Annotated in this window: 29 protein-coding genes; 25 read left to right on the top strand and 4 right to left on the bottom strand. The window is 76.5% G+C overall.

Features of this window, described 5'->3' with window-relative positions; all coding sequences use genetic code 11:
- Positions 1-153: 153 nt before the first annotated feature.
- The 15 genes from ABDB74_RS18475 to ABDB74_RS18405 all read left to right on the top strand — a co-directional run bounded on the left by ABDB74_RS18475 (position 154) and on the right by ABDB74_RS18405 (position 14526).
- Positions 154-1773 carry an AMP-binding protein gene (locus tag ABDB74_RS18475; RefSeq protein WP_407062138.1) on the top strand — a complete coding sequence of 540 codons (1620 nt, stop codon included), beginning with the start codon at positions 154-156 and terminating at the stop codon, positions 1771-1773.
- On the top strand, positions 1766-2011 hold the full coding sequence (locus tag ABDB74_RS18470) for a glutaredoxin family protein (protein WP_346620203.1): 246 nt from the start codon (positions 1766-1768) through the stop codon (positions 2009-2011). The genes ABDB74_RS18475 and ABDB74_RS18470 overlap by 8 nt, the downstream gene beginning before the upstream one ends.
- Positions 2012-2254: 243 nt before the next feature.
- Positions 2255-2917 carry a redox-sensing transcriptional repressor Rex gene (locus ABDB74_RS18465; RefSeq protein WP_346620202.1) on the top strand — a complete coding sequence of 221 codons (663 nt, stop codon included), beginning with the start codon at positions 2255-2257 and terminating at the stop codon, positions 2915-2917.
- Positions 2914-4263 (top strand): glutamyl-tRNA reductase, encoded by a 1350-nt coding sequence (locus tag ABDB74_RS18460; RefSeq protein WP_346620201.1) that lies wholly within the window; start codon positions 2914-2916, stop codon positions 4261-4263. The genes ABDB74_RS18465 and ABDB74_RS18460 overlap by 4 nt, the downstream gene beginning before the upstream one ends.
- Positions 4260-5246 carry a hydroxymethylbilane synthase gene (hemC, locus tag ABDB74_RS18455; RefSeq protein ID WP_346620200.1) on the top strand — a complete coding sequence of 329 codons (987 nt, stop codon included), beginning with the start codon at positions 4260-4262 and terminating at the stop codon, positions 5244-5246. The genes ABDB74_RS18460 and hemC overlap by 4 nt, the downstream gene beginning before the upstream one ends.
- Positions 5247-5334: 88 nt before the next feature.
- Positions 5335-6879 carry a uroporphyrinogen-III synthase gene (locus tag ABDB74_RS18450; protein WP_346620199.1) on the top strand — a complete coding sequence of 515 codons (1545 nt, stop codon included), beginning with the start codon at positions 5335-5337 and terminating at the stop codon, positions 6877-6879.
- Entirely contained in the window at positions 6876-7880 is a 1005-nt protein-coding gene (gene hemB, locus ABDB74_RS18445; RefSeq protein ID WP_346620198.1) for a porphobilinogen synthase, read from the top strand. Before ABDB74_RS18450 ends, hemB begins: the two co-directional genes overlap by 4 nt.
- 5 nt (positions 7881-7885) lie before the next feature.
- Entirely contained in the window at positions 7886-8380 is a 495-nt protein-coding gene (locus ABDB74_RS18440; RefSeq protein ID WP_346620197.1) for a hypothetical protein, read from the top strand.
- The gene (gene hemL, locus ABDB74_RS18435; protein WP_346620196.1) at positions 8377-9744 is read left to right on the top strand and encodes a glutamate-1-semialdehyde 2,1-aminomutase; all 1368 of its coding nucleotides are present in this window, start codon (positions 8377-8379) and stop codon (positions 9742-9744) included. Before ABDB74_RS18440 ends, hemL begins: the two co-directional genes overlap by 4 nt.
- Complete coding sequence (locus ABDB74_RS18430) at positions 9741-10376, top strand: histidine phosphatase family protein (RefSeq protein ID WP_346620195.1); 636 nt, start codon at positions 9741-9743, stop codon at positions 10374-10376. Before hemL ends, ABDB74_RS18430 begins: the two co-directional genes overlap by 4 nt.
- A complete protein-coding gene (locus ABDB74_RS18425) occupies positions 10373-10945 on the top strand; it encodes a TlpA disulfide reductase family protein (protein WP_346620194.1) in 573 nt (190 codons plus the stop codon). The genes ABDB74_RS18430 and ABDB74_RS18425 overlap by 4 nt, the downstream gene beginning before the upstream one ends.
- Positions 10946-10948: 3 nt before the next feature.
- Positions 10949-11788, top strand: coding sequence for a cytochrome c biogenesis protein CcdA (locus tag ABDB74_RS18420; protein WP_346620193.1), 840 nt, complete (start codon positions 10949-10951; stop codon positions 11786-11788).
- A complete protein-coding gene (locus tag ABDB74_RS18415) occupies positions 11785-13401 on the top strand; it encodes a cytochrome c biogenesis protein ResB (RefSeq protein ID WP_346620192.1) in 1617 nt (538 codons plus the stop codon). The genes ABDB74_RS18420 and ABDB74_RS18415 overlap by 4 nt, the downstream gene beginning before the upstream one ends.
- On the top strand, positions 13394-14347 hold the full coding sequence (ccsB, locus tag ABDB74_RS18410; RefSeq protein ID WP_346620191.1) for a c-type cytochrome biogenesis protein CcsB: 954 nt from the start codon (positions 13394-13396) through the stop codon (positions 14345-14347). Before ABDB74_RS18415 ends, ccsB begins: the two co-directional genes overlap by 8 nt.
- Positions 14344-14526, top strand: a complete 183-nt coding sequence (locus ABDB74_RS18405) for a hypothetical protein (RefSeq protein WP_346620190.1) — start codon at positions 14344-14346, stop codon at positions 14524-14526. The genes ccsB and ABDB74_RS18405 overlap by 4 nt, the downstream gene beginning before the upstream one ends.
- A 25-nt stretch (positions 14527-14551) precedes the next feature.
- Here the strand turns inward: ABDB74_RS18405 and ABDB74_RS18400 are convergent, their stop codons facing one another.
- Positions 14552-14764, bottom strand: coding sequence for a hypothetical protein (locus tag ABDB74_RS18400; RefSeq protein ID WP_346620189.1), 213 nt, complete (start codon positions 14762-14764; stop codon positions 14552-14554).
- Positions 14765-14813: 49 nt separating this feature from the next.
- Between ABDB74_RS18400 and ABDB74_RS18395 the strand changes: the two genes are divergently transcribed.
- Both ABDB74_RS18395 and ABDB74_RS18390 read left to right on the top strand, forming a co-directional pair.
- Positions 14814-15299 carry an Lrp/AsnC family transcriptional regulator gene (locus ABDB74_RS18395; RefSeq protein WP_346620188.1) on the top strand — a complete coding sequence of 162 codons (486 nt, stop codon included), beginning with the start codon at positions 14814-14816 and terminating at the stop codon, positions 15297-15299.
- Complete coding sequence (locus tag ABDB74_RS18390; protein ID WP_346620187.1) at positions 15292-15609, top strand: DUF4229 domain-containing protein; 318 nt, start codon at positions 15292-15294, stop codon at positions 15607-15609. The genes ABDB74_RS18395 and ABDB74_RS18390 overlap by 8 nt, the downstream gene beginning before the upstream one ends.
- Before the next feature lie 6 nt (positions 15610-15615).
- On the opposite strand, the gene ABDB74_RS18385 is transcribed toward ABDB74_RS18390, so the two are convergent.
- The gene (locus ABDB74_RS18385; RefSeq protein ID WP_346620186.1) at positions 15616-16485 is read right to left on the bottom strand and encodes a 1,4-dihydroxy-2-naphthoate polyprenyltransferase; all 870 of its coding nucleotides are present in this window, start codon (positions 16483-16485) and stop codon (positions 15616-15618) included.
- Between the two features lies 1 nt (position 16486).
- On the bottom strand, positions 16487-17662 hold the full coding sequence (locus ABDB74_RS18380; protein WP_346620185.1) for an AMP-binding enzyme: 1176 nt from the start codon (positions 17660-17662) through the stop codon (positions 16487-16489).
- A 41-nt stretch (positions 17663-17703) separates the two neighbouring features.
- On the opposite strand from ABDB74_RS18380, the gene ABDB74_RS18375 reads away from it, so the two are divergent.
- From ABDB74_RS18375 to ABDB74_RS18365, 3 genes are read left to right on the top strand one after another with little or no spacing between them, the layout of a single operon-like run.
- Complete coding sequence (locus tag ABDB74_RS18375; RefSeq protein WP_346620184.1) at positions 17704-18669, top strand: o-succinylbenzoate synthase; 966 nt, start codon at positions 17704-17706, stop codon at positions 18667-18669.
- Positions 18666-20357 carry a 2-succinyl-5-enolpyruvyl-6-hydroxy-3-cyclohexene-1-carboxylic-acid synthase gene (gene menD, locus ABDB74_RS18370; protein WP_346620183.1) on the top strand — a complete coding sequence of 564 codons (1692 nt, stop codon included), beginning with the start codon at positions 18666-18668 and terminating at the stop codon, positions 20355-20357. The genes ABDB74_RS18375 and menD overlap by 4 nt, the downstream gene beginning before the upstream one ends.
- Before the next feature lie 20 nt (positions 20358-20377).
- Positions 20378-21013, top strand: a complete 636-nt coding sequence (locus ABDB74_RS18365) for a hypothetical protein (protein WP_346620182.1) — start codon at positions 20378-20380, stop codon at positions 21011-21013.
- A 5-nt stretch (positions 21014-21018) separates the two neighbouring features.
- Here the strand turns inward: ABDB74_RS18365 and ABDB74_RS18360 are convergent, their stop codons facing one another.
- Positions 21019-22263 carry an isochorismate synthase gene (locus ABDB74_RS18360; RefSeq protein ID WP_346620181.1) on the bottom strand — a complete coding sequence of 415 codons (1245 nt, stop codon included), beginning with the start codon at positions 22261-22263 and terminating at the stop codon, positions 21019-21021.
- Between the two features lie 35 nt (positions 22264-22298).
- Here ABDB74_RS18360 and ABDB74_RS18355 point away from each other — a divergent pair, with 35 nt between their 5' ends.
- The 5 genes from ABDB74_RS18355 to ABDB74_RS18335 all read left to right on the top strand — a co-directional run bounded on the left by ABDB74_RS18355 (position 22299) and on the right by ABDB74_RS18335 (position 26571).
- Positions 22299-23018, top strand: a complete 720-nt coding sequence (locus ABDB74_RS18355) for a demethylmenaquinone methyltransferase (RefSeq protein ID WP_346620180.1) — start codon at positions 22299-22301, stop codon at positions 23016-23018.
- A gap of 384 nt (positions 23019-23402) precedes the next feature.
- Complete coding sequence (locus ABDB74_RS18350; RefSeq protein ID WP_407062137.1) at positions 23403-24026, top strand: phosphoribosyltransferase; 624 nt, start codon at positions 23403-23405, stop codon at positions 24024-24026.
- On the top strand, positions 24016-24693 hold the full coding sequence (locus tag ABDB74_RS18345) for a dienelactone hydrolase family protein (protein ID WP_346620178.1): 678 nt from the start codon (positions 24016-24018) through the stop codon (positions 24691-24693). Before ABDB74_RS18350 ends, ABDB74_RS18345 begins: the two co-directional genes overlap by 11 nt.
- Positions 24694-24843: 150 nt before the next feature.
- A complete protein-coding gene (locus ABDB74_RS18340) occupies positions 24844-26115 on the top strand; it encodes a geranylgeranyl reductase family protein (protein ID WP_346623918.1) in 1272 nt (423 codons plus the stop codon).
- Positions 26116-26208: 93 nt separating this feature from the next.
- Positions 26209-26571: an NADH-quinone oxidoreductase subunit A gene (locus ABDB74_RS18335; protein WP_346623916.1), complete on the top strand. Its 363-nt coding sequence runs from the start codon at positions 26209-26211 to the stop codon at positions 26569-26571.
- Positions 26572-26574: the final 3 nt, after the last annotated feature.

The raw sequence follows: 26574 nt of genomic DNA, 5'->3' as shown, positions 1-26574 counted from the left end.
TCCTGGTTCCCGGGGCGCGCCGGAACGGCGCACGCGGGCTGCGGCGCAGGCGCCATGGTGACAACATCGCCCCAGCTCGTCCACGGCAGCTTGCCCTGGCGCGCCCGTCACCGCGCGCCGACGGCCGGTTGCCTGCCGCACCGACGACAGGAGATGCCCGTGTCCGAGGCAGGCACGTCGCTCGCCGCGCTCGTGCGCGCGGCGGCGCAGCGCGATCCCGACGCCCCGGCGGTGGTGGCCGGCGACCGGCGGCTGACCTGGGGCCGGCTGGACGAGCTGGCCGACCGGGTGGCCGCGGGGTACGCCGCCCGCGGCCTGGCTCCGGGGGACCGGGTCGCCGTCCAGCTGCCGAACGGGATCGACTGGCTGCGCGCCGTCGTCGGGGCCCTGCGCGCCGGGCTGGTCGTGGTCCCGGTCAACACCGCCTACACCGATCCCGAGCTCGAGCACGTGCTCACCGACTCCGGCGCGGCGCTCCTGGTGGCCGCCGGGGACCGGGGCTCGCCGGCCGAGGTGCCCGTCTGCCCCGGCCCGCCCGAGGCGGAAGACCCGGCCGCCGGGGTCGCCGACGACCCCGACGCGCTCGCCTTCCTCTGCTACACCAGCGGGACGACGGGGCGGCCGCGCGGCGCGATGCTCACCTCCGGCGCGCTGCGCGCCAACCAGGAGCAGTGCCTGGCGATGGCGTCGCCGCCGGTGCGCACCGACGACCGGGTGCTGCTGGTACTGCCGTTGTTCCACGTCTACGGCCTCAACGCCGGCTTCGGCCTGGCGGCCGCCACCGGAGCCTGCACCGTCCTGCAGGAGAGCTTCGACCCCCGGGCGTCGCTGACGGTCATGGCCGAGGAAGAGGTCACCGCGGTGCCGGGCGCACCGCCGATGTACCAGGCATGGCTCGCCGCCTGCAGCGACGCCGAGCTGCGGCGGGGGTTCGCCGCCGTGCGGGTCGCCTCCGCCGGAGCGGCGCCGCTCCCCGAGGACGTCTGGACGGCGATGCGCGAGCGCGCCGGGGTCACCGTGTGGGAGGGCTACGGGCTGACCGAGGCCGCGCCGGTGGTCGCCAGCACCCTGGCCACGGGGCGCGCCAAGCCCGCCTGCATCGGCGGCCCCGTGCCCGGCCTGGAGCTGGTGCTGCGGGACACGGCGACGAGCGGGCTGCCGCCCGCCGACCAGCCGGCCGCGGACGAGGCCACCGCACCCGACGGATCCGCCGACCCGGCCGACCCGCACGCCACCTCGGCCTCCGACGACTCCGACGACGAGGGCCCGGGGGAGATCTGGGTGCGCGGTCCGAACCTGTTCGCCGGCTACTGGCCCGACGGCGCCGACGGGCCGGACGCCGAGGGCTGGATCGGCACCGGCGACCTCGCCTACCGCGACGCGGACGGGGATCTGCACCTGGTCGACCGGCGCAGCGACCTCATCCTCGTCAGCGGCTTCAACGTCTACCCGGCCGAGGTGGAGCGGGTGCTCGACCAGCACCCCGCGATCGTGGAGAGCGCGGTGATCGGTGTCCCCCACCCCCGCACCGGCGCTTCCGTGCGGGCCGTCGTCGTCGCGGCGCCGGGGGAGCAGCCGGCGGTGGAGGAGCTGCAGGCCCATGCGGCGGAGTCGCTGGCCCGCTACAAGGTGCCGACGTCGGTGCAGTTCCTCCCGTCGCTGCCGCACTCGCTCACCGGCAAGGTCAGCCGGGCGCGGCTGCGCGAGCTCGGGCTCACGGGCGCCGAGCCGGCGGCGGTGGCCGCGGGCGCGGAGGAGGCCGCCGGTGAGTGAGCCGCGGCTGCAGCTGCTGGGGCGCGAGGGCTGCCACCTCTGCCTGACCGCGGCCGAGCAGCTCGTCCCGATCGCCGCCGAGGCCGGTGTCGACGTCCACGAGGTCGACGTCGACACCGACCCGGAGCTGCAGGCCGAGTACGGCGACCGGGTCCCGGTGCTGCTGCTCGACGGCCGCGAGCACTCCTACTTCACCCTCGACGTGCCCCGGCTGCGCCGCGACCTGGGCCTTCGCTGATCCCTCCGGGGGCCGCGGGCCCCCCGTCCGGGTGGCTCCCGGAGGGCGGTTACGGTGGTCTCTGCCACAACCGGCCGGAATCGGCCAGGTCAGGGGGCCCCTGCCCCCTCGGCAACTTTGTTCCTGCGTTCACAAGCGGTTACCGTGGCGGACGCGAGCACGTGCTGCTCGCGTGTCCCGATGTCGCAGTTCCCGCCCCCGGCGCCCGCCGGGTCTCCCGGGTGCGACCGCTGTGGAGAGCCCGTGATCCAGCCGCGGCCCCGGACCATCCCGGAGGCCACCGTCGCACGTCTGGCCGTGTACCTGCGGGTGCTGACCAGCTTCGCCGACGGCGGCCGGACCACCGTCTCCTCCGGGGACCTCGCCTCCGCCGCGGGGGTCAACCCGGCCGGCCTGCGCAAGGACCTGTCCCACCTGGGCTCCTGCGGCGTGCGCGGGGTCGGCTACGACGTCCGTGCCCTGCGCGAGCGGATCGCCCGCGTGCTCGGCGCCGAGCAGTCGCGGGCCTGCGTGCTCGTCGGCATCGGGAACCTCGGCACGGCGCTCGCCGACTACGCGGGTTTCGGGAGCCGGGGCTTCCGGTTCGTCGGTCTCTTCGACGCCGCGCCGGCCCGCGTCGGCCAGCGCATCGGGGGGCTGACGGTGCAGTCCCTGGCCGAACTGGAAGCCACCGTTCCGGCGCGGGAGGCCTCCATCGGGGTCATCGCGACGCCGGCCGACGTGGCCCAGCCGGTCTGCGACCGGCTGATCGCGGCCGGGGTGAGGAGCATCTTGAACTTCGCACCTGTGACGCTGGCGGCGCCCGCGGGCGTCGACGTCCGCCAGGTCGACCTGTCCGTCGAGCTGCAGGTGCTGGCCTTCCTGGGCCAGCAGCGCGCCGTGCCCGCGGGGGAGGAGTCGGCGTGAGTCTGCTGGCGGTGGGCGTGAGCCACCAGACCGCACCCGTCGCGCTGCTCGAGCAGTTCGCGATGGCTGCCGACGACCGCGTGAAGGCGCTGCACGAACTGGTCGAGAGCGACCACGTCAGCGAGGCCCTCGTGCTGGCGACCTGCAACCGGGTCGAGGTGTTCGCCGAGGTCGAGCGCTTCCACGGCGGCGTCACCGACGTCAGCCGGGTGCTCGCCCGCCAGGCCGGGGCCACGGTGGAGGAGCTCTCCCCGTACGTCACGGTGCACTACGAGGACCAGGCCGTCGCCCACCTGTTCACCGTCGCCGCCGGGCTGGACTCGATGGTCGTCGGCGAGACCCAGGTGCTCGGCCAGCTGCGCGCGGCGTACGCGCTGGCCCGGGAGGAGGGCACCGTCGGCCGCGCGCTGCACCCCGTGGCCCAGCGCGCGCTACGGGTGGGCAAGCGGGTGCACTCCGAGACCGGCATCGACCGGGCCGGCGCCTCGCTCGTCTCGGTCGCGCTCGACCGCACCGAGGCGCGCATCGGCGACCTCGCCGGCCGCCCGGTGCTGGTGGTCGGCGCGGGCTCGATGGGTGCGCTGGCCGCCACCACGCTGGCCCGTCGCGGCGCCGACGTCGTCGTCAGCAGCCGCACCGAGGGCTCGGCCCGCCGGCTCGCCGAGGCCGTCGCCGGCCGGCCGGCCCCCATGGACCACCTGCCCGAGGAGCTGGCCGCCGCCGACGTCCTGCTGACCTGCACGGGCGCGACCGGCCTGGTGGTGACCACCGACGTCGTCTCGGCGGCGATGGCCGGCCGCGGGAACCGGCCGCTGGTCGTCGTCGACCTGGCGCTGCCCCGGGACGTGGACCCGGGGGTCGCGGCCCTGCCGGGCGTCCACGTCGTCGACCTGGCCCTCCTGCAGGGGGAGCGGAGGGACGGCGCTCCCGGAGGACCCGTCGCCGCCGACGACATCAGCACCGCGCGCGCCATGATCGAGGCCGAGACCGCGCTGCTGCGCGCCGAGCGCCAGGCCGCCGCGGTCGGGCCCACCGTCTCCGCGCTGCGCAGCCAGGCGGCGGAGGTCGTCGACGCCGAGCTGCTGCGACTGGCCGGGCGGCTGCCCGATCTCGACGCCCGGGCACGCGCGGAGATCGCGCGCACGGTGCGCCGCGTCGTCGACAAGCTGCTGCACGAGCCGACCGTGCGGGTCAAGGAGCTGGCCGCCACGCCCGGGGAGACCGACTACGCCGGGGCGCTGCGGGCCCTGTTCGGCCTCGGCATCGACGCCGACGTCACGCCCGGTGCGGGCCGGCTGGCCGATGCCGTCACCGTCGACCCCGAGCGTCCGGGAGGCTCCGCGTGACCGCCACCGACCTGCAGCCGGCGGCCGCCGTCACCGCGGGCGGCGGCGTGCCGCTGCGCCTCGGCACCCGCGCCAGCGAGCTGGCCCGCACCCAGTCGCAGACCATCGCCGACGCACTCACCGCCGCGACCGGCGTACCGGTCGAGCTGGTGTTCATCAGCACCGAGGGTGACCGCTCGTCGGCCGCGATCGCCCAGCTGGGGGGCACCGGCGTGTTCGTCACCGCCATCCGCCGGGCCCTCCTGGCCGGGGAGGTCGACCTGGCGGTGCACAGCTACAAGGACCTCCCCACCGCGCCGGAGCCCGGGCTGAGCCTCGCGGCGGTCCCGGGTCGCGAGGACCCGCGGGACGCCCTGGTGGCGCGGGACGGGCTGACGCTCGGCGAGCTGCCGGCCGGATCCCGGATCGGTACCGGCGCCCCCCGGCGGGTCGCCCAGCTGCGGGCGCTCGGCCTGGGCCTGGAGATCGTGCCGATCCGGGGCAACGTCGACACCCGGCTCGGCCGCGTGGCCGGCGCCGGCACGGGCCCCGGTGACCTGGACGCCGTCGTGCTGGCCCGCGCCGGGCTCAGCCGGATCGGCCGCCTGGAGCGGATCACCGAGACCCTCGATCCGCTGCAGGTGCTGCCCGCGCCCGCCCAGGGCGCCCTGGCGGTGGAGTGCCGGACCAGCGACGCCCGGACACGGGAGCTGCTGGGCCGGCTGGAGGACGCCTCGACCCGCGCCTGCGTGGTGGCCGAGCGGGCCACGCTGGCCACGCTCGAGGCCGGCTGCAGCGCGCCGGTCGCCGCCTACGCGGAGGTCGCCGAGGGCGAGACCGGCCCGGAGCTCTACCTCCGGGCCTCGGTGACCGCGCTCGACGGCAGCGATGCCGTCCGCGGCTCCACCACCGGGCCGCTGGCCGACGCCGCCGCGCTCGGCCGCACGCTCGCCGCCGAGCTGCTCGACCGCGGCGCGGCCGCGCTCATGGCGGCCGGCGAGTGAGCTCCCGACCCCCACAGACCCCCCCAACGGCCCGGTACCGGGCCATGACAGAAGCCCGGGACCCCCGGGCCAGGATCAGGAGCACGCGATGACGCGCTTCCGCAAGACCGCAGGCCAGTCCGGCCGGGTCGTGTTCGTCGGCGCCGGCCCCGGTGACCCCGGCATGCTCACCGCCCGGGCGACCGCGGCGCTGGCCGAGGCGGCGGTGGTCCTCGTCGACCCCGACGTCCCGCCCGCCGTCCAGGACGCCGTCCGCGAGGCCAACCCCGAGACGGAGCTGACGCCGGTCTCCGGCGAGCCGGCCGACATCGCCAAGGGCGCGGTCGCGAGCGCCAAGAACGGGTCGGTCGTGGTCCGGCTCGTCACCGGCGATCCGTACACCTCCGACGACGTGGTCAAGGAGGTGTTCGCCGTCGGCCGCACCTCGGTGCCCTTCGACGTCGTGCCCGGCGTGGCCACCGCGACCGCCGTCCCCGCCTTCGCCGGTGTGGCCATGGGCAGCACCGCGCTCACCGCGGACCTGCGCAGCGGGGTGGACGTCGCCTCCCTGGCCGCCGCGACCGCCGGCGCCGGCGGCACGCTGGTGCTGCAGGGCACGGCCGACCAGCTCCCCGACGCGGCCGTGCGGCTGGTCGAGGGCGGGCTCTCCGGCAGCACCCCGGTCGTGGTCACCACCGGCGGATCGGGCACCGGCCAGAAGAGCATCGTCACCAAGCTGTCGGCCGTCGCGGAGAAGACCGCCGGGCTCGACCCGCTCAGCGGCGCGGTCGTGGCCACCGTCGGCGCCGCCGTCGACAAGCGCGCCCGGACGTCGTGGTGGGAGAGCCGCCCGCTGTTCGGCTGGCGGGTGCTGGTGCCGCGCACGAAGGACCAGGCCGGCGAGATGAGCGACCGGCTGCGGGCCTACGGCGCGGTGCCGGTCGAGGTGCCGACGATCGCCGTCGAGCCGCCGCGCAGCCCCGCGCAGATGGACCGCGCCATCAAGGGCCTGGTCACCGGCCGCTACGGCTGGATCGTGTTCACCTCGGTGAACGCGGTGAAGGCCGTGCGCGAGAAGTTCGTGGAGCTCGGCCTCGACGCCCGCGCCTTCGCCGGGGTGAAGGTCGCCTGCGTCGGGGAGCAGACCGCCGAGGCCGTCCGCGACTTCGGCATCCAGCCGGAGCTGGTGCCGACCGGCGAGCAGTCCAGCCAGGGACTGCTGGCCGACTTCCCGCCCTACGACGACGTGTTCGACCCGATCGACCGCGTCCTCCTGCCGCGCGCCGACATCGCGACCGAGACCCTGGCTGCCGGCCTGGTCGAGCGGGGCTGGGAGATCGACGACGTCACCGCCTACCGGACGGTGCGCGCCGCGCCGCCGGCCGCATCGGTGCGCGAGGCGATCAAGGGCGGTGGCTTCGACGCCGTCTGCTTCACCTCGTCGAGCACGGTCCGCAACCTGGTCGGCATCGCCGGCAAGCCGCACGCCAAGACCGTCGTCGCGGTGATCGGCCCGGCGACGGCGGCCAGCGCCCAGGAGTTCGGCCTGCGCGTCGACGTCCAGCCGGAGACCGCCGCGGTCGCCCCGCTGGTGGACGCGCTGGCCGAGTACGCGCTGTCGCTGCGCGAGGCGGAGGACGGCGAGGGCAGGTGAGCGACGCCCACCGGGGCGGTGCGAACCCGGGCTTCGCGCGCGGGCGCCGGCTGCGCTCGACGCCCGCGCTGCGGCGGCTGACCGCGCAGACCCGGCTGGCCCCGGCCGACCTGGTGCTGCCGGTCTTCGTCAAGCAGGGCATCGACTCGCCGGTCCCGATCGGCTCGATGCCCGGCGTCGTCCAGCACACGCCCGACTCGCTGCGGAAGGCGGCGCAGGAGGCGGCCGAGGCCGGCATCGGCGGGCTGATGCTCTTCGGCATCCCCGCGGACAAGGACCCGGTCGGCTCCCAGGCCGACGCCGCCGACGGGGTCGTCAACGTGGCGCTGCAGCAGCTCCGGTCGGACCTGGGCGACGAGCTGGTGCTCATGGCCGACCTGTGCCTGTGCGAGTACACCGACCACGGGCACTGCGGCGTCGTCACGCCCGCGGGCGTCGTGGACAACGACCCGACGCTGGACCGGTACGCGGCGGTGGCGATCGCGCAGGCCCAGGCCGGCGCCCACCTCGTCGCGCCGAGCGGGATGATGGACGGCCAGGTCGCGGCGATCCGCGCCGGGCTGGACAGCGCCGCGTTCACCGAGGTGCCGATCCTGGCCTACGCCGCCAAGTACGCCTCGGGCTTCTACGGGCCGTTCCGCGAGGCGGCCGAGGGCGCCCCGCAGTTCGGCGACCGGTCGACCTACCAGATGGACCCGCCGAACGCCGACGAGGCGCTGCGCGAGGTCCGGCAGGACCTCGCCGAGGGCGCGGACGCCGTCATGGTCAAGCCCGCGCTGCCCTACCTCGACATCGTGGCCCGGGTGGCCGACGCGGTCGACGTGCCGGTGAGCGCCTACCAGGTCAGCGGCGAGTACGCGATGGTCGAGGCGGCCGCGGCCAACGGCTGGATCGACCGCGAGCGGGCGATCCTGGAGACGCTGATCGCCATCCGCCGCGCCGGGGCGGGCCAGGTGCTCACCTACTGGGCGGTCGAGGCCGCGCGCCTGGTCTCGCGCTGACCCCGGTGGACCCGTACGTCGAGCCCGGGGGCTCCTGGCGGCCGTTCTGGACGGTCGTCGGGGTCCTCGGTCTCCTCCTCGTCGCGGACCTGGCGCTGCCGGGCCCGGACGTGCCGCCGCTGCTCCGGGGCCTCGCACTCGTCGTCGTCCCCGGCGTCGTGGCGGTGGGCTGTCTCTCGGCGCGGCGGGTCTGGACGGTGCGGGTGGACGGGCAGGGCCCCGACGCGGCGCTCACCGTCGGGCGCGAGCGGGTGCCGCTGGCCGACGTCGACACCGCCCATCTGCGGTCGGGCGACTCGGGCGTGGACGCCGGGGCCCCCGTCCTCGGCGGAGCCGGGTCGCTGCCCCGCGGCCGCACGGGTCTGCCGCTGCGGCTCGCCGACGGCCGGACGGTCCTGGTGCCGACGAGGGACCCCGCGGCGCTGCGGGCCGCGCTCCTGGCCGGTGTGCGCGATGCCTCCGGCCGCGGCACGGGATCAGAGGGGACACTGGGACCGTGACCTCGCTGGACAGCTCGCCCTACACCTACGAGGCCCCGGTGTCGGCCGGCCTCTTCGCCCGTGGACAGGAGGTCACCCCCGGCGGGGTGAACAGCCCGGTCCGTGCGTTCCAGGCCGTCGGTGGCACGCCGCGTTTCATGGTCGAGGGCTCCGGCCCGTGGATCACCGACGCCGACGGGCGCCGCTACGTCGACCTGGTCAGCTCCTGGGGGCCGATGATCCTCGGGCACGCCCACCCCGACGTCGTCGACGCGGTCGGCACCGCCGCCCGCCGGGGGCTCTCCTTCGGCGCCCCCACCGAGGGCGAGCTGGAGCTGGCGGAGGAGATCCGGCGCCGGGTCGCGCCGGTGGAGCGGGTCCGGCTGGTCAACTCCGGCACCGAGGCGGTGCTCTCCGCCGTCCGCCTGGCGCGCGGGGCCACGGGCCGCCCGCTGCTGGTCAAGTTCGCCGGCTGCTACCACGGCCACGTCGACGCGCTGCTGGCCTCCGCCGGCTCGGGCGTGGCCACCCTGGGGCTCCCGGACACCCCCGGCGTCACCACCGGCGCGGCCGCCGACACGATCGTGCTGCCCTACAACGACGTCGCCGCCGTCGAGGCCGTCTTCGCCGAGCGCGGCCCGCAGATCGCCGCGGTCGTCAGCGAGGCCGCCCCCGGCAACATGGGCGTGGTGCCCCCGCTGGACGGGTTCAACACCGAGCTGCGCCGGATCACCGCCGCGTACGGTGCGCTGCTGGTCCTCGACGAGGTGATGACCGGGTTCCGCGTCTCGGCCTCGGGCTGGTACGGCCTGGACCCCGTCGACGCCGACCTGTTCACCTTCGGCAAGGTCATGGGCGGTGGCCTGCCGGCCGCGGCGTTCGGCGGCCGGGCGGACCTGATGGACCACCTCGCGCCGAGCGGCCCGGTCTACCAGGCCGGAACGCTCTCCGGGAACCCGGTCGCGGTGGCCGCGGGGCTGGCCACGCTGCGCAACTGCACCGACGAGGTCTACGCCCACTGCGACGAGGTCTCCGCCGTGCTCCGCGGAGCGGCCAGCGCGGCCCTGTTCTCCGCCGGCGTGCCGCACCGGGTGCAGCAGGCCGGCAACATGTTCTCGATCTTCTTCGTGCCCGACGAGCGACAGGTGCGCGACTACGCCGACGCCCGCACCCAGGACGTCGCCCGCTACACCGCGTTCTTCCACGCGCTGCTCGCCCGGGGCGTGTACCTGCCCCCGTCGGCGTTCGAGGCCTGGTTCGTCAACGCCCAGCTCTCCGGCGAGGCGCTGGAGCGGGTGCTCGATGCGCTGCCGGCCGCGGCCCGCGCCGCCGCCGAGGTCGAGACCCACCGCACCGGCGCGCTGGACAGCGAGCGGTCCTCGTGAGCGAGCTCACCGTCGTCCACCTGCTCCGGCACGGCGAGGTGCACAACCCCGGGCGCGTGCTCTACGGCCGGCTGCCGGGGTTCCGGCTGTCCACCGCGGGCGAGGACATGGCCCGTCGCGCCGCGGACTGGTTCGCCGGGCACGACGTCGCCCACCTGGTGTCGAGCCCCCTGGAGCGGGCGCGGCAGACCGCGCGCCCCCTCGCCGAGGCGACCGGGCTCGACGTCCGGATCGACGAGCGGATCATCGAGGCCGGCAACGCCTTCGAGGGCAGGATCGTCGGCGGCGCCGGCGGGGTCTTCCGGGCGCCGCGCAACTGGTGGAAGCTGCGCAACCCGTTCCAGCCGTCCTGGGGTGAGCCGTACGTGGAGATCGCCGCCCGGATGCTGGCCGCGGTCGAGGCGGCGCGCGACGCCGCCCGCGGGCGCGAGGCCGTGCTGGTCAGCCACCAGCTGCCCATCTGGACCACCCGGCTGCACGTCGAGGGGCGCCGGTTCGCCCACGACCCGCGCCGCCGGCAGTGCTCGCTGGCCAGCATCACGTCCCTGACCTACGACGGCGACCAGCTGCAGGGCGTCTCCTACGCCGAGCCGGCCGGCGCCACCGACCCCGACGCGGTGCCCGGCGCATGAGACGACTGCTTCCTGCCGTGCTGGCGGCTGCGCTGCTCACCGGGTGCAGCACCGGCTCCGACGCGGTCGAGGTGAACAACGGCGGCGAGTTCCGGTTCGTCGCCGGCACGCCGCGCGGCGAGGTGATCCCCGAGTCCGAGCGCGCGTCGGCGCCGGAGTTCTCCGGCTCGCTGCTCGGGGGCGGGCAGTTCTCCTCCGAGCAGCTGGCCGGCGACGTCGCCGTCCTCAACTTCTGGGGCTCGTGGTGCGGGCCCTGCCGCGTGGAGACGCCGGAGTTCCAGGAGGTCTACGCCGACGTGCGGGACGAGGGCGTGCAGTTCCTCGGCCTGAACGTGAAGGAGACCAGCGACCAGTTCGCGCTCGCGTTCATCGACCGGTTCGGGATCGAGTTCCCCTCCATCTACGACCCGCGCGGCGAGGTCGCCCTCGCGTTCCGCGACTACCCGGCGACCGCCGTCCCCTCGACGATCCTCCTCGACCGCGAGGGGCGGGTGGCCGCGGTGTACACCGCCGAGGTGTCCCAGGAGGACCTGCGGAGCACGCTCGACCTGCTGACGGCGGAGGGCTGAGCCGTGGGGGAGACCTTCGCCGGGCTGGTCGCCGACGGGCCGCTGCTCGTGGCCGCGGCGGTGGCGGCCCTCGTCGGCCTGATCAGCTTCGCCTCGCCCTGCGTGCTGCCGCTGGTGCCCGGCTACCTGTCGTACGTCACCGGCCTGGTCGGCAGCGGAACGGTGACGACGGCGACGACGGCGACGACGGCGCAGACCACCGCTGCAGGGGGTGGCGGCACGGCCACCGCGGTGCGGCCGGTGGACGAGCGGGCCCCCCGCGGTCGCATGGTGCTCGGGGCGCTGCTGTTCGTCCTCGGGTTCACCGCGGTGTTCGTGGCGATCAGCACGGCGTTCGGCGGGCTCGGCCGGCTGCTCCTGGTGCACAACGAGGCCATCACCCGGGTGATGGGCGTGGTCACCGTCGTCGTCGGCCTGGCGTTCCTCGGGTGGCTGCCGATGCTGCAGCGGACCAAGCGGCTGACCCTGCGGCCCACGATGGGGCTTGCCGGCGCGCCGCTGCTCGGGATCGTCTTCGGGCTCGGCTGGACGCCGTGCCTGGGCCCCACGCTGGCCGCCGTCCAGAACCTCGCCTTCCAGGAGGCCACCGCCGGCCGCGGCGCCCTGCTGGGCCTGGCCTACTGCCTCGGCCTCGGCGTGCCGTTCGTGCTCGTGGCCCTCGGCGCCCGCTGGGCCGTGGGGGCGACGACGTTCCTGCGCCGGCACGCGCGGGCGGTCACCCGCTTCGGCGGCGCGGTGCTGGTGCTCGTCGGGCTGCTGCTGGTCACCGGCGCGTGGACGGAGATGATGGGCTGGCTGCGTTCGTGGCTGGCCGTCACCGGGCTCGGGGAGTCGGCGCTGTGAGCGTCGAGGCACCCCCGCGGCCGGCCACGCCCGCACCGGCGCCGCGGCCCTCCGCGGCCCGGCGGCTGGGCGGCCAGCTGCTGCGCTGGTGGCGGCGGCTGACGGCCATGCGGACGGCGATCATCCTGCTGTTCCTGCTCGCGCTGGCCGCGGTGCCCGGCTCGCTGCTGCCGCAGCGCTCGCTGTCGCAGAACAACGTGCGGCAGTACCTCGCCGATCACCCCGAGCTGGGGCCGTGGCTCGACCGGCTCTACCTGTTCGACGTCTTCAGCTCGCCGTGGTTCGCCGCGGTGTACCTGCTGCTGTTCATCTCGCTGATCGGCTGCGTGGTCCCGCGCGCCGTCGAGCACGCCCGCGCGCTGCGCACCCCGCCGCCCCCGGCGCCGCGGAACCTGCTGCGGCTGCCCGACTCCACGGCGCTGCGCACCCCGCTGGCCGAACGTGCCGCCCTCGACGCCGTCGAGGAGGAGCTGCGGGTCCGCCGGTTCCGCGTGGTCCGCCGCGACGGGGCGCGCGGCCCCGAGCTGTCGGCCGAGAAGGGCCACCTCAAGGAGACCGGGAACCTGCTGTTCCACCTCTCCCTGCTCGCCCTGCTGTTCGGCCTGGCCGGCGGCAAGCTGTGGGGCTACGAGGGCAGCATCCTGGTCACCGAGGGCCAGGGCTTCTGCAACTCGTTCCAGCAGTACGACACCTACTCCGCGGGCCCGCTGGTCGACAGCGGCGATCTCGGCGCGCTCTGCGTCGACCTGGAGCAGTTCCGGGCCGAGTACGAGGAGAACCTCACCGCCGCCTCGTTCACCGCTGACATCAGCTACGGCCCGCCCTCCGCCGAGGGGCGACCGACCACCATCGGGGTCAACGACCCGCTGCGCGTCGACGGCGACCGGGTGTACGTGACCGGTCACGGCTTCACCCCGTGCTTCACCGTGGCCGCGCCCGGTGGGACGACGTTCACCGACGTCTGCGCCCCGTTCCTCCCCAGTGACCAGACGACGCTGGCCAGCCAGGGCGCGCTCAAGCTGCCCGACGTCCCCGGCCAGGAGGACCAACTGGCCCTCGAGGGCTTCTTCGCCCCCACGGGGCTGGTGCAGGGCGGGGTGCTGACCTCCGTCGACCCGCGGCCGCTCGCACCGCAGGTCGCGCTCGTCGCCTACCAGGGCTATCTCGGTCTGGACTCCGGGTTGCCGCAGTCGGTGTACTCGCTCGACGCCAGCCAGATCGAGCGCGGCCGGCTCAGCGAGGTCGGCGCGGCCAACCTCTCGGTGGGCGAGTCGATGGACCTGCCCGACGGCACCCGCATCACCTTCAGCGGTGTCAAGGAGTTCGCGGCGATGCAGTACTCGCACGACCCCGGCCAGCTCTGGGTGCTCGGTGCGGCGATCGCCGTGCTGGTCGGGCTGCTCGGGATGCTCCTGCTCCGCCGCGAGCGGGTGTTCGCCCGGGCCGAACCCGGCGCCGACGGCGGCGGTACCGTGCTGACGCTCGCCGCGCTCGCCCGCGGCGGTGGCGAGAGCGGGTCGCGCTTCGCCGCCCTGTCCGACGACCTGCGCGGGGCGCTGAGCGCCCCACCCGCCCGCACCGCATCCGAACCGGAGGTCCCCCCGCGTGACTGACTCCTCGCTGGCCGAGCTGTCGGACAGCCTCTTCTCCGTCAGCGTCGCGCTCTACTCGGTGGCGCTGCTCGCCTTCTGCGCGGAGCTGGCCTTCGGCCGGCGGACCGCCCGGGCGCGGGAGCTGGTCGCCGCCGGCGGCGGCCCGGCGGTCGTCCCGGCCCCGGACGCCGAGACGCCGGAGCCGGCCCGGGCCAACCGCTGGGGCGTCCTCGGCATGGCGGTGACCGCGCTGGGCGTGCTGGCCCACGCCGGTGTCCTGGTCGCCCGCGGGGTGGCCACCGGGCGGATGCCCCTGGGCAACATGTACGAGTTCGCCACCGCGGTGGTCCTCGTCGCCATGGTCGCCTTCTTCGTGCTGGCCGTGCGCCAGCCGACGCTGCGGCACATGGGCGTCTTCGTGCTCGGGCCGGTGGTGCTCGCGATGGTCGGCATCGGCCTGTTCCTCTACGCCGAGGCCGGGCCGCTGGTCGCCGCGCTCCGGTCCAGCTGGCTGGCCGTGCACGTGACCAGCGCGGTCCTCGGCTCCGGCGTCTTCCTGGTGAGCGGCATCGCCAGCGCCCTGTACCTGGTCCGCACCCGCCGGAGCGCGGGTGCTCCGGGGGCTGAGTCGGGTCTGCTGTCCCGGCTGCCGTCGGCCGCGGGGCTGGACCGGGTGGCCCACCGCACCGCCGTCTTCGGCTTCCCGATCTACACCTTCGCCATGATCGCCGGGGCGATCTGGGCGGAGAGCGCCTGGGGCCGGTTCTGGGGCTGGGATCCCAAGGAGACCTGGATGTTCATCTCCTGGGTCGTGTACGCCGCCTACCTGCACGCCCGGACGACGGCCGGCTGGCGTGGCCGGCCCGCCGCCTGGATCAACGTCCTCGGGTTCGCCGTCGTGCTGTTCAACCTGCTCTACGTGAACATGGTCTCGACCGGCCTGCACAGCTACGGCGGGCTCGAGTGACCCGTCCGGACGCGGTGGCCGGGCCGGACGCGGTGGCGGCATCGAGCGCGGGGGCGGCGTCGAGCGCCGGCGCGGAGGAGGGCGACCTCGGCTGGCCGGGCGCGCCCCGCGAGGGCAGCGGTGAGCTCGGCTGGCCGGAGGACGGCAGCGCTCGGGACGGCGGGCCGGCCGGCGCCTGAGCGCCGGCGGCCGGTCCGCGCGGGGTCAGGTGGGGGAGCCGTCGTCCCGCCGCGCCCGCCGCTCGAGCTCCCGCAGGAACTCCGGGTCGTCGTCGGGAGCCACGAACCGGACCGGCCCCTGCGGCCGCTGCGGCCGGCGCTCGCCGCCCGGCCGGCCGTCCGGACCGGAGTTGGCCGCGGCACGCATCACGAGCGCCACGACCACCACTGCCAACACCAGCACCACCAGGAAAGCCACGATGCCCACCCCCTCGTCGCCATCCAGCGTACGTCCGCGGCGATACTCGGTGCCGACGAGCGGAGGATTCCGCTCCGGGGCAGGACGGAGAACGACCATCGACGCCGTCGACCGGCAGCTGATCGACCTGCTGCGGGCCAACGGCCGCGCCAGCTACGCCGAGCTCGCCCGGCAGGTGGGCCTGTCCTCGCCCGCCGTGCACGAGCGCGTGGGGAAGCTCGAGGCCGCCGGCGTCATCACCGGGTACCGGGCCGACGTCGATCCCGCGGCGATCGGGCTGGACGTGACCGCGCTCGTGAGCGTCATCGAGAGCGACGCGGTCGACGACACCGGACTCGAGGCGGGGCTGCGGGAGATCCCCGAGGTGGAGGACTGCTGGCGGGTCGCCGGCAGCGAGGGCTACGTGCTGAAGGTGCGCGTGACCGACATCCCGGCACTCGAGGCCGCCATCGACGCGTTGAACAGGATCCGAGGGGTCGCACGGACGAGGACGACGGTCGTTCTCTCGACCAAGTGGGAGGGCCGACATGGCTGAGAAGAACGCGACCACCGGCACGCCGGTGAGCCCGGCGGGCGGTACGGCGACGCCGCCGAAGGTCCTGCCGTGGCTGCTGATGTACACGGTGGGCCGCCTCGCGATCGCGGCCACGCTCGTGCTGGTCCTCTGGTGGGCCGGCCTGGGCAGCTTCCCCGGCCTGCTCTTCGGGCTGCTGCTGTCGATGCCGGTGTCCTACGTGCTGCTGCGCCCGTCCCGCGACCGGCTCACCGAGGCGCTGGCGGCGCGCAGCGTGGCCCGTCGCCAGGCGAAGCAGGACCTGCGCGACCGGCTCAGCGGCGGGCAGTAGCCGCCGTCAGCTCAGCGCCAGCCCGGTGCCGAGCAGCACGCCGGTGGCGAGGGTGAGCAGGCCGGTGGACTGCAGGACACCGATGAGCGCCGGGCCGCGGGCGCCGGCGAGCACCGTGCGGGCCGGGGAGAGCGCCAGCGGCGCGGCGGCCAGCCCGAGCAGCGCCCACGGCCGGGTGGTGCCGACCGCGGCGATGACGAGGAACGGCACGACGAGCAGCGCCGCGTACCCGATGCGGGTGGCGCGGTCACCGAGGAGCACTGCGAGGGTGCGCTTGCCGACCTGCGCATCGCCCTCGATGTCGCGCAGGTTGTTCACCACCAGGATCGCCACGATGAGCAGCCCGATCGGCACCGAGACCGCGAAGGCCAGCCCCGGCAGGGTCCGGGTCTGCACGTACGTCGTCCCGACGACGGCGACCGGGCCGAAGAAGACGAAGACGAACACCTCGCCCAGCGCCCGGTAGCCGTAGGGCAGCGGGCCGCCGGTGTAGGTCCACGCGGCGGCGATGCAGACCGCGCCCACCGCGACCAGCCACCAGCTGGACAGCGCCGCGAGCACCAGCCCGGCCACCCCGGCGACGGCGAAGGACGCCATCGCCGCGACCAGCACCTGCCGCGGGGTGGCCGCGCCCGAGCCGACCAGGCGCACGGGGCCGACCCGGTCGGCGTCGGTGCCGCGCGTGCCGTCGGAGTAGTCGTTGGCGTAGTTCACCGCGACCTGCAGGGCGAGGGCCACGAGCAGCGCCAGCAGGGCCGGGACGAGGCGGAAGCCGTCGAGCGCGACGGCGGTGCCGGTGCCGACGAGCACCGGCGCCAGCGCCGCGGGCAGCGTGCGCGGGCGCGCGCCGGCCAGCCACTGGGCGGGGGTGGCCATGTCAGTGCGCTCCCTGGGGGATCGAGGCGGCGACGCCGCGGCGGTCGGGCTTGCCGGTGTGCAGGGTCGGGACGGCGGCGATCACGTGCAGCTCGCGCGGCGCGGCGGGCACGCCCAGCCGCTCGCCCACCCACGGTCGCAGGACGGCGAGTTCCGGCATCGCGCCGGGGGAGGGGACGACGGCCGCGACGACGCGCTGCCCCCACTCGGCGTCGGGCCGGCCGAAGACCACCGCGTCGGCGACGTCGGGGTGCTCGCGCAGGGCGGCCTCCACGGCGGCCGGCGCCACGTTCACCCCACCGCTGATCACCACGTCGTCGAGCCGACCGTGCACGGTGAGCCGGCCGGCGGCGTCGAGCGTGCCGGCGTCGCGGGTGCGGAACCAGCCGTCGGCGAAGGCCGCGGCGGTGCCCGCCGGGTCACCGCGGTAGCCGAGGGCCAGGGTGGGCCCGGCCAGCTCGACGTGCCCACCGCCGGGTCCTGCGGGCCCGGTGGCGGTCACGCGCACGCCGACCCCGTCGAGGGGCACCCCGTCGTACACGCAGCCGCCGGCGGTCTCGGTCATCCCGTAGGTGGTGACGACGGTGACGCCCGCCGCGCGGGCCCGGGTCAGCAGGGCCGGGTCAGCCGCGGCCCCGCCGACCAGGACCGCGTCGAAGGCGGACAGCGCGCCGGGCTCGGCGTCGAGGAACCGGCGCAGCTGGGTGGGCACCATCGAGGTGTAGCGGCGGCCGTCGCCCGGCATCCGGTCCAGCGCCGCGGCCAACGGCTCCCCGACCTCCAGCCGGGTCACCGGCCGGCCGGCCAGGGCGCTGCGGCACAGCACCTGCAGCCCGGCGACGGCGGACACCGGGAGCGCGAGCAGCCAGCTGCCGGGGCCACCGAGCCGGTCGTGGGTGGCCGCCGCCGAGGCGTGGACAGCATCGGCGGACAGCAGCACGCCGCGCCCGCCCCCGGTGGAGCCGGAGGTGACGACGACCAGGTCGGCGCCGGGCTCCAGCGGCTCGCCGGGGCGCAGGACCGCGCGCGCCGCGTCGACCACGGCCGGGGGACCGGCGGGGAGGACGGCGAGCGGGCGCTCGCCGTCGAGGGCGGCGCGGACGTCGGCGGAGGTGAGCCCGGCCGCCGGCACGGCGGTGAGCCGCCTCGCTGCGCCGCCCCCTCCGGATCCCGCCACGACGCGCAAGCCTACGACCCTGCCGAACTACGCTGATCCGCATGACCGCCGCCCCCGCCGCCGCGCTCCCGGCGGGGATCACCGACCTGCGGGTGTACGAGGTGCCGATGCGCACCCGCTTCCGCGGGATCGACGTCCGCGACGGCGTGCTGCTGCGCGGCCCGGCCGGCTGGGGTGAGTTCTCGCCGTTCTGGGACTACCCCGCCGCCGAGAGCCGCCGCTGGTGGGCCTCGGCCGTGGAGTCGGCCGTCGAGGGCTGGCCGGCGCCGGTGCGGGACGCGGTCCCGGTGAACGTCACGGTCCCCGCGGTGGGGCCGGAGCGGGCGCACGCGATCGTCCGCGCCTCCGGCTGCCGGACGGCGAAGGTGAAGGTGGCCGAGCCCGGCCGGCCGGCGGCCGAGGACGTGGCGCGGGTGGAGGCGGTCCGCGACGCGCTGGGCCCCGGGGGCGCGATCCGGGTGGACGCGAACGCGGCCTGGGACGTCGACACCGCCGTCGCCCGGATCCGCGAGCTCGACCGGACGGGCCTCGAGTACGTCGAGCAGCCGTGCGCGTCCCTCGCCGAGCTGGCCGCGCTGCGCCGGCGGATCGACGTGCGGATCGCCGCCGACGAGGTGGTGCGGCGGTCCGACGACCCGCTGCGGGTGGACCTGCGCGAGGCCTGCGACGTCGTCGTCCTCAAGGTGCAGCCCCTCGGCGGGGTGCGGGCGGCGCTGCGGGTCGCCGAGGCGCACGGCCTGCCGTGCGTCGTCTCCTCGGCGCTGGAGTCCTCGGTCGGGATCGCCGCCGGGGTCGCGCTGGCGGCCGCCCTGCCGGAGCTGCCGTTCGCCTGCGGGCTGGCGACGGTGGCCCTGCTCGCCGACGACGTGAGCAGCACGCCGCTGCTGCCGGTCGACGGCGCGCTGCCCGTCGGCCGGCCCGAGCCCGACCGGCTCGCCGCGGTGGCCGCCGGCGAGGCGACGGCCGCGCGGTGGCTCGCCCGGATCGCCGAGGTGCGGGCCGCGTGAACCCCTCGACCGCGTTCGCCCGCGTCCTGGTCGACGAGCTGGTGCGCGGCGGGGTCGGCGACGCCGTGCTCTCGCCCGGCTCCCGGTCCGCGCCGGTCGCGCTCGCCCTGGCCGCGGCCGAGCGGAACGGCCGGCTGCGGCTGCACGTGCGGATCGACGAGCGGACCGCCGCCTTCCTGGCGCTGGGGCTGGCGAAGGCCTCGGGCCGCCCGGTGCCGGTGCTCACCACGTCCGGGACGGCGACCGCGCACCTGCACGCCGCCGTGCTCGAGGCCGACGCGAGCGGGGTGCCCCTGCTGGCGCTGACCGCCGACCGCCCGCCGGAGCTGCGGGCCACCGGGGCCAACCAGACGATCGAGCAGCCCGGCCTCTACGGCGGCGCGGTCCGCTGGGCGGCCGACGTCGGCGTCCCCGAGGGCGGCCGCGAGCCCGAGCAGAACCGCTACTGGCGGTCCGTGGTGGCCAAGGCGCTGACCATCGCCGCCGGCACGCTCTCGGCCGACCCGGGGCCGGTGCAGCTCAACCTCGCGCTGCGGGACCCGCTGCTCCCCGACGAGGAGCCGCCGGCCGAGCTCGCCGCGCCCTGGGCCGGCCGCCCCGGCGGGCGGCCCTGGACCGCGGCGGAGCCGTCGGCCGGCTGGGCGGCGCAGGCGCACCGGCTGCCGCCGCGGATGCTGGTGATCGCCGGCGACGGGCCGCGGCACGCCGCACCGGGGCTGTCCGAGGGCGTCGGCCGGCCGGTCCTCGCCGAGCCCAGCAGCGGCTTCTGGGGGCACGGGGCGGCCCTGCGGGGCGGTGCGCTGCTCCTCGGTGCCGGCACCTGGCTGGCCGCGCACCGGCCCGAGCGGGTGCTGGTCGTGGGGCGGCCGACGCTCTCCCGGCCGGTCAGCGCCCTGCTGGCCGACCCGGCGGTCGCGGTCGAGACGGTGAGCGCGTCCCCGCGGTGGGCCGACGCCGGCCGGTCGAGCAGCCGGGTCGCGCGGCTGTTCGCCGGTACCGGGCCCGACGACGCGGCCGACGAGCCGTGGGCGGCCGCCTGGCGCGTCGCCGCGGAACGGGTCGGCGACGCCGTGGACGCGGCGCTCGACGCCGCTCCGGGGCTGACCGCCGCCCGGCTGGCCCGCGACGTCGTCGCCGCGCTGCCGTCCGGGGCGCTGCTGGTGCTGGGGTCCTCGACGCCGGTCCGCGACGTCGACCGGCTCGCGGTGCCGCGGCCCGACCTCACGGTGCTCGCCAACCGCGGTGTCGCGGGCATCGACGGCACGGTCTCGACGGCCGTGGGTGCGGCGCTGGTGCACGGCGGGCCGGCGTTCGCGCTGATGGGCGACCTGACGTTCCTGCACGACCTCACCGGGCTCCTGCTGGGCGAGGGTGAGCCCCGTCCCGACCTCACGGTCGTCGTGCCCGACAACGACGGCGGCGGGATCTTCGCCCAGCTCGAGCCGGGGCAGGACCGCCATGCCCGGAACTACCGCCGGGTGTTCGGGACGCCGCACGGCCGCGACCTGGTGGCGGTGGCCTCGGCGCTCGGGTGGGCCGCGTCGCGGGTCGGCTCGGCCGAGGAGCTCCCGGAGGTGCTGGGGCTCGGCGGGCCGCGGGTCGTCGTCGTCGGCACCGACCAGCGTGCGGAGGCCGCGCTCGCCGCCGACCTGCGCGTCGTGGCGGCCCAGGCCCTCGCCCCGCGCTGACGCGTGGGACGGTGCGCACCATGAGATCCCCCGCAGCGCCCGCGCGGTCCTGGCCGCTCGTGCTCGCCGTCGCCGGGCTGACCGTCGCCGCGATGGCCCTCGGCATCGCGGACTGGCCGCTCCCCCGGCTGACCAGGGGCGGGCTGATGGTCGACGACGTGCCCGCGGCGCTCTGGGCGCTCGTCCTCGGGCTGACCGTGGTCTGCCTGGTCGTCGCGGCGGCCGCGACCCGGCGTGCGGCGGGGCCGTGGTTCCGCGGGCCGGCCGCGGTGGCGTGGCTGACGGTCCTCGTGCTGACGGCCGCCGTCCTGGCGTGGAACGCCCTCTACTCGGCGGCCTACTCGACGACCGTGGTGGACGCGCTCATCCCGGTGCTGCACTGGCTGTTCACCTTCGTGCCCGCCGTCCTCGGGGCGCTGCCGTTCCGGCGGGCCGGCCGGACCGTGCGCGCCGCGGCCGCGCTGGGCACGGGGGTCGTGTCGCTGCCGCTGTTCGCGCTCGGCTGGACCCTCCTGGTGCCCGGCCAGGAGGGATGGACGGACCACCTCGTGAATGCCGCGGTCGGCGTCGCCCTGCTCGGCCTGATCCCGCTGGTCCTCGGGGTGGCGATCGGCGCGGCCATCGGCCGCGGGGCGCCTCCTGCGCCGCGCGGCTGAGGCTGTCAGCCCTCGAGCGCGGCCTGGAAGGCGGCGAACTTCGACTGGGTCTCCGCCAGCTCCGCGGCCGGGTCGGAGCCGGCGACGATCCCGCAGCCGGCGAACAGCCGCGCACCGTCGTCGCCCACGAGTTCGGCGCAGCGCAGCGCCAGGCCGAACTCGCCGTCCCCGGCGGCGTCCAGCCAGCCGACCGGGCCGGCGTACCGGCCGCGGTCCATGCCCTCGAGCTCGCCGATCAGCGCGGCCGCGTCCGGCGTCGGGGTGCCGCACACGGCGGCGGTCGGGTGCACCGCGCCGACCAGCTCCAGCAGGCCCGCGGAGCCGCGCTGGGTCCCGACGACGTCGGTGGCCAGGTGCCGGACGTTCGCCAGGGTGAGCAGCTCGGGCTCGGCGGGTGCCGACAGCTTCCGGCAGTACGGCTCCAGCGCGCGCACCAGGGAGTCGACGGCGAGCGCGTGCTCGCCGCGGTCCTTCTCCGAGTTCAGCAGCGCCGCGGCCAGCCGCTGGTCCTCGGCGCCGGCCCCGCGCGGCGCGGTCCCGGCCAGCACGCGGCAGGACAGCTGCCGGCCGGTGCGGCGCAGCAGCAGCTCCGGGGTGGCGCCGAGCAGGCCGTCGACGGCGAAGGTCCAGCAGCCGGGGAACCGCGCGGCCATCCGGCGCAGGATCCGCCGCGGGTCGAGCGGCACGTCGGCGGAGACGAGCAGGTCGCGGGCGAGCACCACCTTCTCCAGGTCGCCGGCGTCGATGCGGCTGACGGCGGCGGACACGGCGGCGCACCAGCGGGCCGGGTCCATCGCACCGTCGGCGTAGCGCAGGCGGGGGGCGGGACCCTCGTCGTGCGGCACCGGTTCCGGGAGCTCCGGGGCGGTGCCGAGGGCGGTCACCCAGCCGACGCCGTCGCGCCGTCCGACGACGACCTCGGGGACGACGAAGACCGACGTCCCCGCGTCGGGGTCGAAGGCGATGCTGGCGAACAGGACCGGACCGCTGCCGGGCACACCCAGCTCGTCGGCGACGTCCAGGCCGGCGGTGTAGTCCGCCCACCACGCGGCCGCGGAGGCCAGCGCCCGGGGGCCGGAGACCTCCAGGCGGGCGGCCTCGCCCCAGCCGACCAGCCCCTCGCCGTGGCGCACCCAGGACAGCCCGCCCCGCGCCGGGAGGAGGTCGAGCAGCTCTCCGGCGGCGTCCGAGCGGACCGTGGTGACGCTGCGCGACGCCGCCGCCGGTGAGGTCAGGGCCGCCGCGGTCACGGGTCCAGAGTAGGAGGCCTTGTAGCGTCGACGCCGTGGCAGACCGGCGAGAGAACCCGCACACCGCCGGCACGCGGGCCGGGCTGGACAAGCGACCGGCCGACGTCGCGGCCATGTTCGACCGCGTGGCGGAGCGCTACGACATCACCAACACCGTGCTCTCCGCGGGCCTGGACGCCGGGTGGCGGCGGGCCACCCGGGAGGCGCTGGGAGCCCGCCCGGGGCAGACGGTGCTCGACGTCGCCGCCGGGACGGCCGTCTCCACGGTGGAGCTGGCCGCCGGTGGGGTGCGGGCCATCGCGTGCGACTTCTCCCAGGGGATGCTCCGTGCCGGGGCGGCGCGGCCCGTGCCGAAGGTGGCCGGTGACGCGATGGCCCTGCCGCTCGCCGACGAGAGCGTCGACGGCGTCGTCATCTCCTTCGGGCTGCGCAACGTGGCCGACCCGGACGCCGCGCTGCGCGAGTTCGCCCGGGTCACCCGGCCCGGCGGCACGCTCGTGGTCTGCGAGTTCTCCAGCCCCACCTGGGCCCCGTTCCGGACGGTCTACACCGAGTACCTGATGAAGGCGCTGCCCCGGATCGCCCGCGCGGTGAGCAGCAACCCGGAGGCCTACGTCTACCTCGCCGAGTCGATCCGCGCCTGGCCCGACCAGCCGGCGCTCGCCGGCCGGCTGCAGGAGGCCGGCTGGGCCGACGTCGCGTGGCACGACCTGACCGGTGGGATCGTCGCGCTGCACCGGGGCCGCAAGCCCTGAGGCCGTGCCGCCCGTCGTCCCGGGACCCGGGATCGCGGTGCGGTGGGGCGCAGGAAGGGGCCATCCGGCCCTGCGGAGGGCCGGCCGGCACTAGCGTCGGCGCATGACGACACCGCCGCCACCCCCGCAGCCGCCGTCGCCCTCGCCGACGCCGACCGACCCGACGCCGCCACCCGGGCCGGCCCCCTACCCGACACCCGGTCCGACGGACCCCACCGCGCCGCCGCCCGCCGGCCCCCGCCCGGTCTGACCCCGGCGGCGCCCGATCGTTAACCGCCCGTCAGGCCGGGTAGCCCGACACGCATGGTTGGAGACCGGAGACCTTTCGCAGATCGCCGGGAGGCCGGGCGGGCGCTCGCCGCGCGACTGGTGGACGACGGCCTGGTGCCCCCCGGGCGCAGCGACGTGGTCGTGCTCGGCCTGCCGCGGGGCGGCGTCGTCATCGGGGCGGAGGTCGCCGCCGCCCTGGACGCAGCGCTCGACATCGTCGTCGTCCGCAAGGTGGGCCTGCCCTGGCACCCGGAGCTGGCCATGGGCGCGATCGCCGCCGTGGGGGACGAGATCGAGACGGTCCGGCAGGAGAACGTCCTGGACCGCGCCGGGGTGGACGCCGCCACCTTCGAGAGAGTGCGCGCCGAGGAGGTGTCCGAGCTGCGCCGGCGCACCGCGGCCTACCGCGGCGACCGCCCACCGCTGGCCCTGGCCGGCCGGCGCGTCGTCCTGGTCGACGACGGCCTGGCCACCGGCTCGACCATGCGCGCCGCGGTCGCCGCCGTCCGCCACCAGGAGCCCGCGCACCTGACCGTCGCCGTCCCCGTGGCCTCGCCCAACGCCTGCGGGCAGATCGCGCCGGACGTGGAGGAACTGCTCTGCCTCTGGGCTCCCGAGGACTTCTCCGCCGTCGGCCAGGGCTACGCCGACTTCCGTGCGACGGAGGACGACGAGGTGCGCGCCGCCCTCGCGCAGGCCCGCCCCGGCGAGCCGGAGGAGGGCAGCGGTGCCGGCTGACCCGGGCGTGCCCGCCTTCCAGGAGGACGTCGTCGTCGACGTGCCCGGGGCGGTGTTGCGTGCCGACCTCGTCGGCCCGGCTGATCCGCACGGTGTGGTGGTCTTCGCGCACGGCAGCGGGAGCAGCCGGCGCAGCCCGCGCAACCAGCAGGTCGCCGAGGGCCTGCACGCCGCCGGGTACGCGACCCTGCTGCTGGACCTGCTGACCCTCGCCGAGGAGGAGGTCGACGCGCGCACGCGCGAGCTGCGCTTCGACATCCCGCTGCTGGCCGGGCGGCTGACCGGCGCGACCGACTGGCTGCTCGGCCGGCCCGGTCTCGCCGGCCTCCCGGTCGCCACCTTCGGTGCCAGCACCGGCGCCGCGGCCGCCCTGATCACCGCGGCCGAGCGACCGGACCGGGTCCGGGCGGTGATCTCCCGCGGTGGTCGTCCCGACCTGGCCGGCAGCGCGCTCGACCAGGTGCGCGCGCCCGTGCTGCTCATCGTGGGCGGCGCCGACGCGCAGGTCATCGAGCTCAACCGGCAGGCCGCCGACCGGCTCGCCGTCGAGCACGAGGTCGCCGTCGTCCCCGCGGCCACCCACCTGTTCCCCGAGCCGGGCGCCCTCGAGCAGGTGATCGACCGCTCCGTGGCCTGGCTGAGGACCTGGTTGCCGGCCCCCTCCTGACCCGGATCGGCCGACCGGCGCCGTGGCGCGGAGGGGCTTCCGTAGAGGGGCCGTTGTCACCTAGCTCACACCCGGGCCTAGACTCGGACCGTGGCACCTTGTGAACCTTTTCACAAAGTGCCGGGGGCCGACGACGAGCCGGGGGTGACCATGACCGAGCGCGGGACCGTGCAGCACGCCGACGTCGTCGTGGTCGGAGCCGGGCCGGCCGGGTCGAGCGCCGCCTGGCACCTGGCGAGCGGCGGTGTCGACGTCGCGGTGCTCGAGAAGGCCGAGTTCCCCCGCGAGAAGGTCTGCGGCGACGGGCTGACCCCACGCGGCGTGCAGGCCCTGCGCGACATGGGCGTGGACACCTCCGCCCCCGGCTGGGTGCGCCGCCGGGGCCTGCGCGTGCACGGCGGCGGCCGCGTGGCCGAGGTCGACTGGCCGCGGCTGGACTCCTGGCCCGACCACGGGCTGGTCCGCACCCGCCGCGAGCTCGATGCGCTGCTGGCCGCCCACGCCCAGCGGTCCGGCGCGCGGCTGGTCACCGGCACGACCGTCACCGGGCCGCTGCTCGACGACGCCGGCCGGGTGGTCGGGGTCCACGGCGACGCGGGGGAGGACCGCGCGCCGGTGACGTGGCGGGCGCCGCTGGTCGTGTCGGCCGAGGGGCTGTCGGGCCGGCTGGCGAAGAGCCTCGGCCTGCTGCGCCGCACCGACCGGCCGCTCGGCGTCGCCCTCCGCCGCTACGCGCGCAGCCGCCGCAGCGACGACACCTACCTCGACATCGCCTTCGACCTGACCGCCGACGGCCCCACCCGGGACTCGCTGCCCGGCTACGGCTGGATCTTCGGGATGGGCGACGGGACGGCGAACGTCGGGTACGGCCTGCTCGACACCCGCCGCGGCACCGGGGCGGACCGTCGCGCGATCCTCCGCCGCTGGCTCGACACCTTCCCGGCGGCGGACGGGCTGGGGGAGGACGACGCGGTCGGCGCGCTGCGCGGGGCCGGCCTGCCGATGGCGCTGAGCCGCGGCCCGGCCTACACCCGCGGGCTCCTGCTGGCCGGGGACGCGGCCGGGACGGTGAACCCCTGCAACGGGGAGGGCATCAGCTCCGCCATCGAGAGCGGCCGGATGGCCGCCGAGGCCGCCACCGCGGCGCTCGCCCTCCCGGAGGGGGCCGCGCGCGAGGCGGCGCTGCACCGCTACCCCGCGCGGCTGCGCGCCGAGCTGGGCCGCCACCACCGGCTCGGGCTGGGGTTCCTGGCGCTGCTGGCCCGTCCCGCCGTCGTCCGGCTGCTGGCCGCCCGCGGCCTGCGCCGGCCGGCGCAGGCCGACGCCGCGCTGCGGCTCATGGGCAACCTGACCGACGGTCGCGACGGCGACGCCGTCGACCGCGCCCTGGCCGTCCTCCTCCGCCTGACCCCGGCGACCTGAGGTGGCCGCCATGACGACATGTCGACCCGACACGAACTCTCCGTGTCCGGACCGTGACCCGTGCGTGACCGGGATCACCCTAGGGTGGCGATGATGCTCTCGACCTACGCCCCGATCGTCGGCCTGTTCGTCCTGGCCGCGGCGTTCGCGCTCTTCTCGGTCGCCGTCGCGCCGTTCGTCGGTCCGCGCCGGTACAACCGGGCCAAGCTGGCGGCCTACGAATGCGGCATCGAGCCGGTCGACCAGCCGCTCACCGGCGGCCGTTTCCCGGTCAAGTACTACCTGACCGCCATGTTGTTCATCGTCTTCGACATCGAGATCGTCTTCCTCTACCCCTGGGCCGTCGCCAACGACGCGCTGGGCGTGTGGGGCCTGGTCGCGATGGTCGTGTTCATCGGCACCGTCTTCCTCGCCTTCGCCTACGAGTGGCGGCGCGGCGGGCTCGAGTGGGACTGAGGG

It is taken from the genome of Blastococcus sp. HT6-4, from assembly GCF_039679125.1.
GTDB lineage: Bacteria > Actinomycetota > Actinomycetes > Mycobacteriales > Geodermatophilaceae > Blastococcus > Blastococcus montanus.
The sequence above is the reverse complement of the archived record's forward strand: the minus strand, read 5'-3'. Positions and strand labels throughout refer to the sequence as shown.